At 62.6% G+C, this 14,868-nt stretch carries 12 protein-coding genes; 1 reads left to right on the plus strand and 11 read right to left on the minus strand.

The window, feature by feature from the left end:
- Nucleotides 1-9 precede the first annotated feature (9 nt).
- The 11 genes from Q363_RS00900 to Q363_RS00950 form a co-directional block, all read right to left on the minus strand.
- Nucleotides 10-771 (minus strand): cytochrome c oxidase subunit 3 family protein, encoded by a 762-nt coding sequence (locus tag Q363_RS00900; RefSeq protein ID WP_035347095.1) that lies wholly within the window; start codon nt 769-771, stop codon nt 10-12.
- Complete coding sequence (locus Q363_RS00905) at nt 764-2,437, minus strand: cytochrome c oxidase subunit I (RefSeq protein ID WP_035347097.1); 1,674 nt, start codon at nt 2,435-2,437, stop codon at nt 764-766. Before Q363_RS00905 ends, Q363_RS00900 begins: the two co-directional genes overlap by 8 nt.
- On the minus strand, nt 2,434-3,480 hold the full coding sequence (gene coxB / locus Q363_RS00910) for a cytochrome c oxidase subunit II (protein WP_051978151.1): 1,047 nt from the start codon (nt 3,478-3,480) through the stop codon (nt 2,434-2,436). The genes Q363_RS00905 and coxB overlap by 4 nt, the downstream gene beginning before the upstream one ends.
- A 9-nt stretch (nt 3,481-3,489) precedes the next feature.
- The gene (locus Q363_RS00915; RefSeq protein ID WP_157466447.1) at nt 3,490-4,395 is read right to left on the minus strand and encodes an SCO family protein; all 906 of its coding nucleotides are present in this window, start codon (nt 4,393-4,395) and stop codon (nt 3,490-3,492) included.
- 81 nt (nt 4,396-4,476) lie between these two features.
- Entirely contained in the window at nt 4,477-5,142 is a 666-nt protein-coding gene (locus tag Q363_RS00920; protein WP_035347101.1) for a hypothetical protein, read from the minus strand.
- Nucleotides 5,132-6,346 carry a hypothetical protein gene (locus Q363_RS00925; RefSeq protein ID WP_245631962.1) on the minus strand — a complete coding sequence of 405 codons (1,215 nt, stop codon included), beginning with the start codon at nt 6,344-6,346 and terminating at the stop codon, nt 5,132-5,134. Before Q363_RS00925 ends, Q363_RS00920 begins: the two co-directional genes overlap by 11 nt.
- 171 nt (nt 6,347-6,517) lie before the next feature.
- Complete coding sequence (locus tag Q363_RS00930) at nt 6,518-7,345, minus strand: c-type cytochrome (RefSeq protein WP_245631963.1); 828 nt, start codon at nt 7,343-7,345, stop codon at nt 6,518-6,520.
- Nucleotides 7,302-7,844: a DUF3341 domain-containing protein gene (locus Q363_RS00935; RefSeq protein ID WP_035347105.1), complete on the minus strand. Its 543-nt coding sequence runs from the start codon at nt 7,842-7,844 to the stop codon at nt 7,302-7,304. Before Q363_RS00935 ends, Q363_RS00930 begins: the two co-directional genes overlap by 44 nt.
- The gene (gene nrfD / locus Q363_RS00940) at nt 7,844-9,274 is read right to left on the minus strand and encodes an NrfD/PsrC family molybdoenzyme membrane anchor subunit (RefSeq protein ID WP_051978156.1); all 1,431 of its coding nucleotides are present in this window, start codon (nt 9,272-9,274) and stop codon (nt 7,844-7,846) included. Before nrfD ends, Q363_RS00935 begins: the two co-directional genes overlap by 1 nt.
- Nucleotides 9,274-12,510 carry a TAT-variant-translocated molybdopterin oxidoreductase gene (locus tag Q363_RS00945; protein ID WP_035347107.1) on the minus strand — a complete coding sequence of 1,079 codons (3,237 nt, stop codon included), beginning with the start codon at nt 12,508-12,510 and terminating at the stop codon, nt 9,274-9,276. Before Q363_RS00945 ends, nrfD begins: the two co-directional genes overlap by 1 nt.
- Nucleotides 12,507-13,364 (minus strand): cytochrome c3 family protein, encoded by an 858-nt coding sequence (locus tag Q363_RS00950; protein ID WP_035347109.1) that lies wholly within the window; start codon nt 13,362-13,364, stop codon nt 12,507-12,509. Before Q363_RS00950 ends, Q363_RS00945 begins: the two co-directional genes overlap by 4 nt.
- Nucleotides 13,365-13,981: 617 nt before the next feature.
- Between Q363_RS00950 and Q363_RS00955 the strand changes: the two genes are divergently transcribed.
- Nucleotides 13,982-14,710: a DNA-3-methyladenine glycosylase family protein gene (locus Q363_RS00955; RefSeq protein ID WP_035347111.1), complete on the plus strand. Its 729-nt coding sequence runs from the start codon at nt 13,982-13,984 to the stop codon at nt 14,708-14,710.
- Nucleotides 14,711-14,868: the final 158 nt, after the last annotated feature.

Raw genomic sequence — 14,868 nt, forward strand, 5'->3', positions numbered from 1 at the left:
CTTCTGCGGCTACACGGGGTGCCGGTTGATGAGGTACAGCAGCGGGAACAGGAAGATCCACACAATATCGACGAAGTGCCAGTACAATGCGAAATTTTCTATCGGCGCCACGTATCCTGCACTGAAGTCGCCCCGCTGCGCCCGCGGGATCAGCCAGAACAGCAGCCCGATGCCGATGATCATGTGCAGCGCGTGCATTCCCGTCATCGCGAAGTAGAGCGAGAAGAAGACCTGCGTCTTCTGCGCCATGTCCGGAGCCAGCGGCTCTTCCATCGGTTTGCCGGTCTTCGGGTTCAGCGGAGGATTGACGAACTCCGAGATGTCGAAGCTCGTGCCGGGAATGTGGTGCTTCTCCCACTTCTCCTTGTACTCGAAGTACTTCACGCCAAGAAAGGCGAGGCCGAAAAGCGTGGTGAGAATCAACATCAGCACCAGCAGGCTCTTCTTGCGAACCTCGGCGGCCCACACGGCGAGCGCCATGAAGAAGCCAGAAGCAATCAGCACCGCCGTGTTCGCCGTGCCCAGCGGAATCGAGAGCTGATTCGACGCGGCCACGAAGGCCGGGTTGTACCAGTTGCGATACAGCAGGTAGGCGAAGAACAGCCCGCCGAAGAACATGATTTCGGTCAGCAGGAAGAGCCACATCCCGAAGGTTCCGGCCTCGCGCTGCTGCTCCGCCGTCTCGAAGTGATGGCGGTGTTGCGGCAGAGAGACGTGAGGATGCTCTTCCACGTGCGTTTCCTGTGTCGTCGCTACGATCGTGTTATCCAACGGTCGTCACCTCTTGTTCCGTCTTGTTGGCGAGCCACTCGTAGTCGTAGGCCTCGTGGTCCACAACCGGCGTCTCAAGAAAGTTCTCAGTGAGCGGCGGAGACTGAATCTGCCACTCAAGGCCGGTCGCCTGCCAGGGATTGTTGCCCGCGATCTCGCCGTACTTCAGCGACCACGCCAGGTAGATCAGCGGCAGCAGGAAGCCAACGCCAAGCACCGTGGCACCCGCGGTCGAAAGCACGTTGAGCACCTGGAACTCCGCTGGGTACGAGTGATACCGGCGCGGCATGCCCAGATAGCCCAGGATGAACTGCGGCATAAAGGTCAGGTTGAATCCGATGAAGCTCGTCACCGCCGAGAGCTTCGACAGCGACTCCGGATACATCCGGCCCACCATCTTCGGCCACCAGAAGTGGACGCCGCCGAGGAACGCCATCAACATGCCCCCCACCATCACATAGTGGAAGTGCGCGACGATGAAGTACGTCTCGGTGAGGTGAATGTCCATACCCAGCGAGCCCAGGAAGACGCCCGTCAGGCCGCCAATCGTAAACAGGCCGATGAAGGCCAGCGCGTAGAGCATCGGGGTCTCAAAGGTGATCGAACCCTTCTGCATCGTGAACGCCCAGTTGAAGACCTTGATCGCCGAGGGCACCGCAACCAGCATCGTCAGCAGCGAGAAGACCAGCGCCGAGTAGTTCGAGACGCCCATGATGAACATGTGGTGCGCCCAGACGAAGAACCCGAACAGCGCAATCGCCACCGACGAGAACGCAACCGCCGTGTAGCCGAAGACGCGCTTGCGGCTGAACGTCGACATCACCTCGGAGATCACACCCATGCCCGGAAGAATCATGATGTACACGGCCGGGTGCGAGTAGAACCAGAACAGGTGCTGGAAGAGCAGCGGATCGCCGCCCAACGTCGGGTCGAAGACGCCGATGTGAATCGTGCGCTCAAGCACCACCAGGACCAGCGTGATCGCCAATACCGGCGTGCCCAGCACCATCAGGATCGAAGCAGCGTAGTTCGACCACACAAACAGCGGCATGCGGAACCAGGTCATTCCCGGCGCACGCATGCGGTGGATCGTGACGATAAAGTTCAGTCCGGTGAAGATCGACGAGAAGCCGATGATGAAGACTCCCAGGCCCGCCGTGACCACGTGCGTGTTCACGTAGTGCGTCGAGAGCGGCGTGGTGAAGGTCCATCCCGTGTCGACTCCGCCGAGGATCATGGCCGCGAGGATAAAGATCCCGCCGAACCAGTAGAGGTACCAGCTCAGCAGGTTGATCTTCGGAAACGCCAGGTCCTTGGCCCCGATCATGATCGGGATCAGGAAGTTTCCGAGCGTCGCCGGAACCGAAGGCACCAGGAACAGAAAGACCATCACGATGCCGTGCATCGAGAAGAGCTTGTTGTACGTGTCCGAGGCTACCAGGTCAGGCTGCGGCGTCAGCAGCTCCAGACGGATCAGGCCGGCGAAGATGCCTCCGATGAAGAAGAATAACGTAATCGAGATCAGGTACAGCATCGCGATCCGCTTGTGGTCGCCCGTGGTCAGCCAGCTCAGCAGGCCGTCCTCGGCGTTGATATAGTTCTTCTTCGGAATCGTGGCCGTCTTCTGGTCGGGCAGATTGACGATCGTTGAACTGGTTGCGCTCATGGCTTGACCACCTCTGGGGTTGCGGGAGCCGCCTGGTTGTTCGACTCCGATGTCGTCAGCGTCTGCTGAACACGATAGTTGGTCTTGAGGGACTTCAGGTACTCCACCAGATCGATCAGCCCCTCTTCACTGATCTGCCCCTGGTAGGTGGGCATGATCGGCGCATAGCCCGCCGTAAGGTGCTGCGAAGGATTCAGGATCGCGTCGCGCAGATACGCCTCGTTCACCAGCACCTGCGATCCGTTCGCCAGCGTCAGCTTCGAGCCGTAGACGCCCGCAAGGCTCGGCCCACGCGCCGCCGCCTCGCCCGAGTGGCACGCGTTGCAGCCCATGCTCGCAAACAGCCGCTCGCCGTTCTGCGCCAGCGACATGCCGCTGGTCGAGCCCTCCGTCCACTTCTTGTAGTCCTCAGGCGTCAGCACCGTCACCTCGCCGATCATGCCCGAGTGCTTCGTGCCGCAGTACTGCGTGCAGAAGATATGGTACGTGCCCGGCGTGGTTGCCTGAAACCACACCGTCGAGTAGCGGCCCGGAATCACCTCGCGCTTCACCCGGAAGTCCGGAATCGAGAAGCTGTGGAAGACGTCCTGCGAGATCATCGTCAGCTGAATCGGCTGGCCCGTGGGAACGTGCAAAGCATTGATCTCATGCTGTCCGCCCGGATGCTCGGCCTTCCACATCCACTGCTTGCCCACCACATAGATGTTCATCGAGTTCGGCGGAGGAGTGTAGATGCGGAAGTAGAGCAGCGCGCCCCACACGAAGCAGATGAGGAACAGAGCGAGCGGAATAATCGTCCAGGTGGCCTCGAGCAGCGTCGAGCCCTCGATCTGCGTGGCGACCGGGTTGCGCTCCTTGCGGTAGCGAATGGCGAAGCCGAAGACAAGGATGCCCACCAGCGTGAGTCCGACAACGGTGATCAGCAAAAGGAAGAAGTAAAGCGCGTCGGCATACGGCGCGATCGTGGACGCCTCGACAGGAAACAGCGCCGAGTTCGTCAGCCACTTCATCAGAAATTGCCACAGTACGGGACTGATATGCATCGTTACCCTTTATCCATTCTCTTTCTTCGTCAAATCGTGGTGGCGGCCCAGCTTCGCGTCCTTGCGGAACATCAGGAACATGAAGCCTCCCAGAGCCGCCATCGTCACCATGCCTCCCAGCTGCACAATGCGCGCGACCACCAGCGAGTGCTTGTTCACCTTGGGATCGTAGTGGTAGCAGTAGGTGAGGATGTTCGCTACAGGCGAGCCAATCTTGTTGTCCGAAGCCTCAATCAGGCCCAGCAGAATGTCCTTCGGCGAGTACTCCACGCCAAGGTAGTACTGCGCCAGCTTGCCGTCCGTCGTCGCAATCTCAATCGAGCTGGCGTGCGCGAACTGCGTCAGCCTGCCGTCCGGCCCCGGAACCCGCACATAACCAAAGCCGACCGCGTTGGTCACCGCGTCGATCGCCGGCTTCTGCCCGGTCAGAAAGTGCCAGCCCGCAGCCGTCTCCGGCTTGCCGTAGCGCTTCAGGTAGAAGGCCTTCTTCTCGGCCGCCTGCTGCGGCGTCTCCGCCGGGTCGATCGAGATAACAACAATCTCGAAGTCCTTGCCCGGCGTCAGCTTCACCATCGTGAGCGCAGCCGTCAGGCCGTCCATCTCCTCCGAGCACAGCATCGGGCAGTTGTAGTACACCAGCGTCACAATCGCCGGGTGCTTGCCGAAATAATCGCCCAGCCGAACCGTCTTGCCCGTATCGTCTACAAACTGCGCGTCCAGCGGAAGCGGCTGGTTCAGGTGCTGCTCGACCGCGACCCTCTTTAGAACCGTCGGAAGCTGGTCGCCCGAGTTCTCGCCGGTCTGCTTATCCCCGTAGCTCGCGACCTGCGCCGTGAGCGGAGCGCACACGAGGGCGCAGCCGAGCGCGACTGCCGCCGCCCGCCACCATCCCCGTCCTGTCCGTCTCTCGCTCATCGCCTTCATCGCCGCTGTGTGCTCGTCCTGCTTTTATTCGTCCTGCTTCTATTTGTCGCGCATCTATTTTAAATCCGGCCGCTATTTTGCGGGGGTAAGCTCCGCGTGTGCCGCGGCCTCGGCGCGGCCGAAGTTCATCTTCTGCTCGCGAGCTTCAATCACGCTCTGCTCATAGGACGTGCGTGCGAATCCGTTGGTCAGCGGCGTCTGGATCTGCGGCTCGACGTCGCCCGCCATCTTCACCTCGCCCGCGGGAGCGGAGTGGACCGGAAGTCCACGCTGTGCAATCAGCTCCATCGCCCGCCCGATCGGAATGCGGATGTTGCTCCCGCCGGGAATGCTCGAGTAGTGCTCCAGCAGCAGGTCCTCGCGGGCGTGAATGTCCGCGATCTGCTGGTTGCCGTCGTCCAGATCGACCCTCGGCTCCGGGAAGGCCTCGGTCAGCTGCTGGAGCTTGCGCTGCTGGAACTCCGGATTGCTCGTCAGGTTGGTCAGGTTCGTGCCGCCCTTCTCCTCCTGGTGCCACTTGTCCGCAGGGCCGTCCATCTTGGCATAGGCTCCGTTGATCGCCTTGCCCATCACCCAGCAGAAGACGAAGAAGATCAGCAGAAATCCGACCAGGCCAGAGAGGAAGACGACGATGCCGTTGATGTTGACGTCCGTGGTCTCATAGCCCGGCGCGTCCGGCGTGTGCGCGTGCGGATCGTGCTTGGCGTGAGGATTCAGATCGTGGTCGTTAGTGGGCATGTTCGGGCTCCAGGATCTCTTCCAGATGTGGATCGTTCACGTTCATCAGCGGACGCTTCATCAACTCGGTCAGGTAGTACGCTCCCCACACCGAAAGCACAGCGACGGGAACCGTGATGTACGCAAGGATTCCGAGATTGTTGGTGAGGTGCAGGTTGCCGGCCGCGTCCTTGAAGTTCGGCTCGATCAGCCAGAACATATCCAGGCAGCGCGCGAAGATCATCCATCCCGCCAGCCAGACCATCTTGGTCTTGTTCCGCTTCAGGTCGCGCGACAGCAGCAGGACGAATGGGATCAGCCAGTGGCAGATGAAGTCCAGCGAGCAGATCACCCACCAGCCGCCCTGAATGCGCGCCAGGTACCAGGGAATCTCGTCCGGAACGTTGCCCGACCAGATGATCAGGAACTCCGCAAAGCACAGGTAGATGTTCAGCATCGTGAACGCGAAGGCGAACTTGCCCAGGTCGTGCTGTTCGGTCGTGCGCAGCAGCGTCTTCATCGGCTCGAAGCGCGACAGCAGAATCACGCTCAGAATGCTCAGCGCGAGCACCTGATAGCCCTGACCCACCAGGAACTGCAGGCCGTAGATCGACGAGTACCAGGTCACGTCCAGCGACTTGATCCAGAGGATCGCGCCGGCGGTCATCAGGATCACGTAGATCAAAATGCCGATGCCGGAGAGGTTCTCGAACTTGATGCGCCAGCGATCGTAGCTCTCCTGCGTTCCCGCCTCGGGGTCCTGATCGCGCTCGAGCGACCACTTGTTCAGCAGCGCCATAATGGTCAGAAAGACCAGGAAGATGATCGCCGACAGGACCACAGCGGCCGTCGGGTTCAGCATGGCGTGCTTGGAGTTGGCGGTCAGCATCTGCTCCTGCGTCATCAGTCCGCGGGCGTAGGCCTCGGCCGTCTCCTTCGCGTTCGGGAAGGCCGCCCACTGGTACAGGTGCTTCATGAAGAAGAGGATCGGGACCAGCAGCAGCGCGACCAGCGGCAGCGTGCGGCTCATCGCCTCCAGAGGCCGGCGCAGCAGCAGGCCCCACTTGCCGCCCGAGACATACTGCAGCATCAGCATGCACAGACCGCCGCCGGCGAAGCCGAAGCAGACCATGTATCCCATAAGGTAGGCGCGCAGCAGATGGCCGCGGCCGCCGGGAACAAAGAGGAAGACCAGCGAGACGATGACGGCCGCAGCGGCGACCATCAGCAGGCGCGTCCGCCAGGCCGAGATAGCCTCCGCGGGCGCTGCGAGCGATCGAGGGAGCGGACGCGGCGCGTAGTGGTCGTGTTGTCCAGCTTCTCCGTGATGTTCGTGTCCGTGTTGTTCGTATCCGGGTGACATGCGTTTCAAGCCTTCATTCGGAAGCTTCCGAGGTTACTGCTGCTGTGGTGCTGCTCCAGGGTTTTGAGGGGCCGGCTTGGTCGCCGGTTTTGCCGCCGCCGGCGTGTTGGGCGGCGCGGCCGACCCGGGCGTCGGAAGAATCATCAGGCCGCCATCGGTCGTTCCCGTCACCGCCGTCGGAGGCAGCTTCCACTCCTTGGCAAACGAGGCCGGCATGCCCTCGCGCTCGGCGATGCTCTCAAGCGGCTCCACCCGCGCTCCGGCCGGAACATCGGCCTGGGTCGCATGCTGGCTCAACTGCAGCGCGCGGATGTAGGCCACGATCGCCCAGCGGTCCGCCGGCGAAACCTGCGAGGCGTAGTCCGGCATCGCGCCATAGCCGTTTGTGATGACGTGGAAGAAATGTCCAAGCGGGGCCGACTCCAGCCGCGCCGTGTGCAGGTTGCCGGCCTTCGTGTAGCCGCGCTGCACGATCATGCCTTCGCCGTTGCCCGTGCGCGAGTGGCATGGCGTGCAGTAGACGTTGTACCGCTCCTGGCCGCGCTCCAGAACCTGCGCCGAGACCGGGAAGGGAAGACCATCGCCCTCTTTGCCGTCCACCAGCCCGGTCGTGTAGTAGGTGTCCACGTGCAGCTGATTCCGCGCCACAGTGTTGGCCGCCTGCGGACGCACCGAGCGGCCGTCGGTGTAAAACGTCGTCCCGCGCTGCGGGAAGAACTTCGGCTGGTCCTGCATGTCCTGCCGGCAGCCGATCGTCGCTGCAAGAGCGATCGTCGCCGCGGCCACGGTCGCCAGTCTCGCGTGTGTGCGTTGCGTATTAATGGTCCACCTCCACCACGGAGACCGCGTGAAACCGCTCAAGGAACGCCCTCGTCTCGGTCGGCGAGAACTTCGGGTCCGTCGCCTCCAGGCACAGGAAGAACTTGTCCGTCGTCGCGCCGTTGCGGAAGTTCGGCGCGTTGAACAGCGGATGATAGAGCTGCGGCAACCCGTTCAGCGCGATCATCCCGAACCCCGCCGACAGGCCGGCGAACAGAATCGTCCACTCGTACGCCGGGATGATGAACGCCGGCCAGCTGAACAGCGGACGCCCGGCGATGTTCAGCGGGTACGCCCACACCGAGATCCACGTCTCCATCCCGAAGGCCGTCGTCACGCCCATCAGCCCGCCCAGCAGGCACAACAGCGGAACGCGGTTCTTGTGGAAGTGCAGCGCCTCGGCCGCCTCCTCCACTGGATACGGCGTGTAGCACTCCATGCGGCGGTAGCCGGCGCGCCGCGCCTCTTCGGTAGCAAACACCAGCTCGCTGGGAGTGTTGAACTCCGCCAGCAGCCCGTAGATTCCTTCTCTGCGCGGCATTAGGTCATCTCCTCGCTGACCGTATCAGCGGTCGCTCCCCTGCGGGTGATCTTGGTCTGCGGCAGCATCATCCGGATCTCCGACATCGGAATCATCGGAAGGAAGCGCACGAACAGAAGGAACAGGAAGGTGAACAGTCCCCACGTTCCGATGAAGGTCATGTAGTCCCACTTCGTCGCCTTGTACGTTCCCCAGCTCGACGGCAGATACTCGCGATAGAGCGAGGTGACGACGATGACGAAGCGCTCAAACCACATACCGATGTTCACAATGAACGACAGCAGAAACAGGTAGCCTGCGCTGACCCTCAGCTTGCGCGACCACAGCGTGGTCAGCGGAATCGCTATATTCGTCAGGATCAGCATCCAGTAGGCCCACCACATCGGCCCGAACATGCGGTTCCACATCATGAAGAACTCCCAGTGGCTGGCCGAGTACCAGCTCATGAAGACCTCCATGCCGTACCCGTAGGCCACGATCGAGCCCGTCGCCAACATCACCTTCGCCATGTTGTCCAGGTGGCGCAGCGTCACCAGGTCTTCCACGTGGTAGAACTTGCGGATCGGAATCGCCAGAGTCAGCACCATCGCGAATCCCGAGTACACGGCGCCGGCGACGAAGTAAGGCGGGAAGATCGTCGTGTGCCATCCCGCCAGAGCCGCCACCGCGAAGTCGAAGCTGATGACCGTGTGCACCGAGAGCACCAGCGGCGTTGAAAGCCCGGCCAGAAGCAGCGAGGCCGTCTCATAGCGGATCCAGTGCCGCGTCGATCCTCTCCAGCCCAGCGACAGAAAGCCGTAGAAGTACTTGGCCAGCGGAAGCTGTGCGCGGTCGCGCAGCGTGCCGAAGTCCGGAATCATGCCGATGTACCAGAAGACGATCGAGATCGTCGCGTACGTCGAGACCGCGAAGACGTCCCAGGCCAGAGGCGAGCGCCACTGCGGCCAGACGTTCATCGTGTTCGGATACGGAAACAGCCAGTAGCTCACCCACGGACGGCCCACGTGGATCAGCGGGAACATGCCGGCGCAGACCACGGCGAAGATCGTCATCGCCTCGGCGAAGCGGTTGATCGAGTTACGCCACGTCTGCTTGAACAGCAAGAGGATGGCCGAGATCAGCGTTCCCGCGTGGCCGATACCGATCCACCACACGAAGTTGATGATCGCGAAGCCCCAGGCCCCAGGCATCGTCACGCCCCAGATGCCGACGCCCTTCAGGAACAGCCAGGTCAGCGCGACGATGACCAGCGAAGCGACGCCGCCTGCCACGATCATGCCGAAGAACCATCCCAGCGGGGTGTTCGACGTCAGCACCATGCCGGCGAGCTTCTGCGTCACCGACTTGAAGGTGTGGCCCGGCGCGATCACCGCGAACTCGCCGGTCCGCGGGTCGATCATCGGGTCGTTGATAGGAACTTTGGTCGCCATTATGCCAGCTCCGGATTCGGGTTGATGACGCCAGCCGTGTAGGTTGTGCGTGGACGATAGTTCAGATCGCCAAGCACCGGGTAATCACGCTCGGCGGCCTTGCGCTTGGCAACCCTGCTGTGGGTATCGTTGATGTTGCCGAAGACGATGGCGTCGGTCGGGCACGCCTGCTGGCACGCCGTCACGATCTCGCCATCGCGAATCTCGCGGTTCTCCTTATCGGCCGTAATCTTGGCCGCCTCGATGCGCTGCACGCAGTACGTGCACTTCTCCATCACACCGCGCGAACGGACAGTGACGTCTGGGTTGTTCATGAACTTGAGGCTTTCCTTGTCGTACTCCGAGTACAGTAGGAAGTTGAACCGGCGAACCTTGTACGGGCAGTTGTTCGAGCAGTACCTTGTGCCCACACACCGGTTGTAAACCATCAGATTCAAGCCCTCGGGCGAGTGGACCGTCGCGCCCACCGGGCACACCTGCTCGCAGCCCGCGTTCTCGCAGTGCTGGCAGGCCATCGGCTGGAAGTGCGCCTTCGGAGCATGCAGGTCGCCCTCGAAGTACGTATCGATGCGCAGCCACTGCATGTTGCGGCCGATCTTTACCTGCTCGCGGCCCACCACCGGAATGTTGTTCTCCGCATAGCAGCTCACCACGCAGGCATTGCACCCGATGCAGCTGTTCAGGTCGATCGCCATGCCCCATGCGTTCTGGATCTTCAAGGAAGACGGATCGGTCTTCTTGTAGTCCCAGGCATCCGGGAACATGCTGAGGTTGACCTCTTTCTGCGACTGCCAGCCAGGATTGCCATGTGCAGGGTTCTCGCCCTGCGGACCGTACCCGACCTTATTCACCAGCGTGCCGCTGGCGCCCTCTTCGGCGAACTTCGGATTCTTCTCCGCCTCCTCCACCGTGGCGTAGCGGATGATCGACCGCTCCATCGCCTCGTGTCCGGCCAGCGAGAACGTGCCCTGCGTGTCGTACTGCGGACGCTCCAGGTCGTGCTGCGCGAAGCTTCCGCGGTGCTCCGTGCTGTGCACCTTGGTGACGCACAGGTTGTAGTAGCTTCCACTGATCGTCTTCGCCGTCGCTCCGCTCGCAACCAGGGGAGCCGCCGACGTGCGCAGCTTGTACGCGTTGAAGCCGACGCCCGCGCCGACGCGGCCCGCCTCCGCGCTGCGCCCCAGGCCAAGATGAACCGTAATCACGCCGTCCGGATGACCCGGAGCCATCAGGATCGGAGTCGTCACCTTGCGGCCGCCCAGCTCCAGCTCGATCAGGTCGGTCTCCTCGGCCTTCAGGTCCGCCATCGTCGCCATGCTCACCAGAGCAGCGTTATCCCAGCTCAGGTTCGTCACCTGCTTCGGCAGCTCCTGCAACCAGCCAACGTTCGCAAACCGCCCGTCGTAGAGCGACGGATCGGGCCGGAACGCCAGCTCGTAGCCCGAGCCCGACGCCGCAACCGCCGGGAACGCCGTCACCCGCGCCGGAACCCCTGCCTTCGGCGCAAACGCCGTGCCCGCAACCCAGCCGTCGTGCAGCGCCTTGCGCCAGCCCTTCGCGAAGTCGCCCGAGATGTAAGTCTTCGCGTTCGCAACCACAGCGTCATACGCCGAGACCGCAGGGTCCGCGAGCAGCGTCTGGAAGACGTCGTGCGCGCTCTTGCCGCCGTACATCGGGTCGATCATCGGCTGGATGATCGAGATCGTGCCGTCGTACGCGCGCGCGTCCGACCAGCTCTCAAGATAGTGCGCCTTGTTCACGTGCCAGGTCGAGATCGCACCCGTCTCGTCCAGATGCGTCCCCAGGTGCGCCGTATTCGGAACCTTGTTGAACGCCTCCGCGAAGTTCAGGTCCGCCGGCGCCGAGTAGATCGGGTTGACCCCCAGCATCACCAGCCACTGCACCTTGCCGGCGTTCATGTCTGCCACCAGCGACTTGAACTCCGCCAGCTGCTCGCTCGGCAGAGGGTTCACCGTCTCGGTGTAGACCACCGTCTTGCCCACTGCGCCGATCAGCGTGTTGACCGCATACGCCGCCGCGTGAACCGACGGAGGAGCCTGCTCGCCGGGGATCACCACCGCCTTGCCCGGGCTCTTCCTCAGATCCGCCAGCAGCGTGTTGAAGAACTTCGTCTGTTCCGCGTTCAGGCCCTGCGGCGCCGTGCCCAGCACCAGAGCGTCGGCAAAGGCCGCGATCATGCTCGGCTTCAGCGCCAGCCTGTGCTCGGCGCGAAGCCCGGTCACCGTGGGCATCGACTCGACCGCGTACAGCCGGTTCATCGTCTTGTGCTCTTCGTAGCGATGCCGCTCGGCATAAGCCGCGGCCAGCGGAAGGAAGCCCGGATGCGCGATGCCGCCGAGGAAGTCAGCGTCCAGCGAGAGGATGACGTCAGCATCCTCCAGCCTGTACTGCGCGTCCGCGTAGCTGCCAAACGCAGCCTTCGAGGCCGCCCGCGAGGAGTCCTGATTCACCGGCTCCCACTGGACCAGCTTCGCCTGCGGGAACTTTGTCTGCACCTGCTTCCACTGCGCCGCCAGCGTCGGCGAGGTGATTGTCTCGCTCAGGAAGTAGATCCCCTGGCCGTTGCCGCTCTTGTTCAGTGCAGTCTGCAGCGCCTTCTGAAACTCGCCGAAGCTTGCATTCTGTCCGCGGAACCGCGGATGCTGCGAGCGGTCCGGATCGTACAGGTCCAGCAGCGTCGCCTGCGTAAACGCGTCCGTCTTGCCCTTCGACATCGGGTGTTCGGGGTTGCCGTCCACCTTGATCGGCCGGAATGAGTCCGACTTGATCAGCACCGGAATCGCGCCCGTCGGGAAGGGAAACGCCGTCGCAAAGTACATCGGCTTGCCCAGGATCAGGTCCTCGGGCTGCTTCACGTACGGGTAGATCGGCTCGTCGGGCTGCTTGGTGCATCCGGCCAGTCCGGCCAGCGCAAACGACGCTCCCATCACCTTCATGAAGCCGCGCCGCGACACTGCATCGACCCACTCGCCCGCGCCCGCCTGCCGCGGAAACTCCTCGCGCATCAACTCGTGGAACGCCGGCGTCTCCGCCAGCTCGTCCAGGTTCTTCCAGAAGCGCTTGCCCGTCTTGCCGTCGAGCTTCGCCCGCACCTCAGCCAGCGTCATCTTTGCAGGCGCAGCCGGCTTAATCTCCGTGACCACCTGGGCTCCGGTCTCTGTCTGTGACTTTGTCTCAGCCATCGTCTCTTCGGTTCCTATTCCTGTCGTCTTCATCGGTGGCACGTCTCGCAGCTCGAAAGCTCGTTCGGCGTACGAATGTGGTACTGCGCCGTCAGGTATTTGCCCAGCTCCATCTGGCCGGTGAACTTCTGGTAGCTCGCCGGGATCACCACGCCGCTAGCCGCCGGAGCATCGCTCACCGTGCCCGAGGCCGCTCCCGGCGCCTGCAGCGCGGCCATCTCAGGCCCCTTGCCGCTAGGATCGACCGTCGTGCAGCTCACCGCGCCGGCCGTCGGTCCCGCAGCTCCGGTCGTCGCGCACCACACCGGCTTGTCCGTCGACGGGCCCTGCCACGCCATGTTGTAGATCTCGCTCGTCGGCCGCAGGTTCACCGCAGGATTGCGGTGGCAGTTCAGGCACCACTCCATCTGCAGCGTGTTCTGCTGGTACATCAGAGGCATCTCGTCCACGCGGCCGTGACAGCTCGCGCAGCCGATGCCCTTGTTCACGTGAATGTCGTGGCTGAAATAAACGAAGTCCGGAAGATCGTGCACGCGAATCCACTGGATCGAGGCGCCCGTCGCCCAACTCTGCCGCACCGGCTCCAGATACTCGGCGTTGGTCCAGATCTGCGCGTGGCAGTTGATGCACGTCTTCGTCGGAGGAATGCCCGCGTACGCCGCCTTCTCCACCTGCGTGTGGCAGTACTGGCACTGCAGGCCCAGGCCCTCGACGTGGTGCTTGTGGCTGAACGGAACCGGCTGGTCCGGCCGCTGGCCCTGCTTGGTAACCCACGGGGATCGCTGCAGCTGGTTCAGAGCAACGCCGAGCGCGATGACGATCAGGCCTGTCAAAACCAGGCTCATACGAGCCAGCGCGTTCGAACTGCGGTCAAAAACTTGCGCCATGAGTGCTTTCCTGCTTCCTCTCCACTTCGCCTGTCCTCAGGCCGAGAAGGGGGTTCAAGGGGTTGTAATTCCTGGCTGCTCGTTGCCGATCAGTTTCCACAATCGGCTCAGGCGACAGCTTTACACCGCGCCCGATTTTTCTTCTTTCTCGAAAGACCGAGTATAGCAGTGGAAAAAGAGGTTACCAACCCGATGACCGATACTCGCATCGTAAAATTTCATCTCTCCATCCGATTATCGAAACGCTCGGACGTGCCTCCTGAATCAGGCGTGCACAACATCTCGTGCGTCCACCCGCATACGGCTCGGCGCACCACAACATGTACCCCGCTCGACAGGTATCACCCTTGTAAACCGAACCGTTTCAGTCCGATTTTCACTCCGAGATCGCGAGACTGTTGCTAGTTGTTAGTTGCAATTTATTAGTTACTAGGTTGCTAGCTATTAGTTACTGGTTGCTACTATCAGCGGTTACGGGATCCCGCGCCTCCCGCCTCGCCGCCTCCACCGCCTCCCAGCCTTGCCGCCTCGCTGACCCGCTGACTCGCTGACTCGCTGACTCGCTGACTCGCTTTTGAGCGCGCACCACCCTCCGCCGGTCTGATACCGTCAACACCATGCCGCGCACCATCGCCACACCCCGCCCCCCGCGCTACGACATCCCCGCCGCCCTCGCCCACCTCTCCGCCGCCGACCCCAAACTAGGCAAGCTCATCTCCCGCGCAGGCCCCTTCACCCTCCGGATCGCCAGCACCCAGTCCCCCTTCGAGGCCCTCGTCGAGTCCATCGTCTACCAGCAGCTTCACGGCAAGGCCGCCGCCACCATCCACCGCCGCCTCCTCGAGAGCTTCGCCCCCGCCGGCACCCCCACCAACAACACCGCCCACTTCTCCGCCCAGCAGCTCCTCGACTGCCCCAACGAGCAGCTCCGCGCCGCCGGCCTCTCCCACAACAAGGCCCTCGCGCTCCGCGACCTCGCCGCCAAGACCCTCGACGGCACCGTCCCCACTCTCACTCAAATCCGCCGCATGTCCGACGACGACATCATCGATCACCTCACCCAGGTCCGCGGCATCGGCCGCTGGACCGTCGAGATGCTCCTCATCTTCCGCCTCGCCCGCCCCGACGTCTTTCCCGTAGCCGACTACGGCGTCCGCAAAGGCTTCGCCCTCACCTTCGGCAAACTCAAGCCAACCGACAAGGTCACCCCCGCCGACCTCCCCACCCCCGACGTCATGCACAAACGCGGCAACAAATGGTCCCCCTGGCGCTCCGTCGCCAGCTGGTACCTCTGGCGAGCCTGCGACCTCGCCAACGGCAAGATGGTCTTGCCCGGCGGCAACTGACTCTTGGAAGCCCGTCTTCTGGAAGATGTGTCATCCTGAGCCTTCGGAAGACGTGTCACTGCAAGATGTGTCATCCTGAGCGGAGTTTGACGCGTTCTTCGCGTCAAACGGTGTCGAAGAGCCTGCCCTGAGCGGAGCCGAACGGGATCTGCGGTTCG

This window comes from Edaphobacter aggregans DSM 19364 (assembly GCF_000745965.1).
In the GTDB taxonomy this organism is placed as follows: Bacteria; Acidobacteriota; Terriglobia; order Terriglobales; family Acidobacteriaceae; genus Edaphobacter; species Edaphobacter aggregans.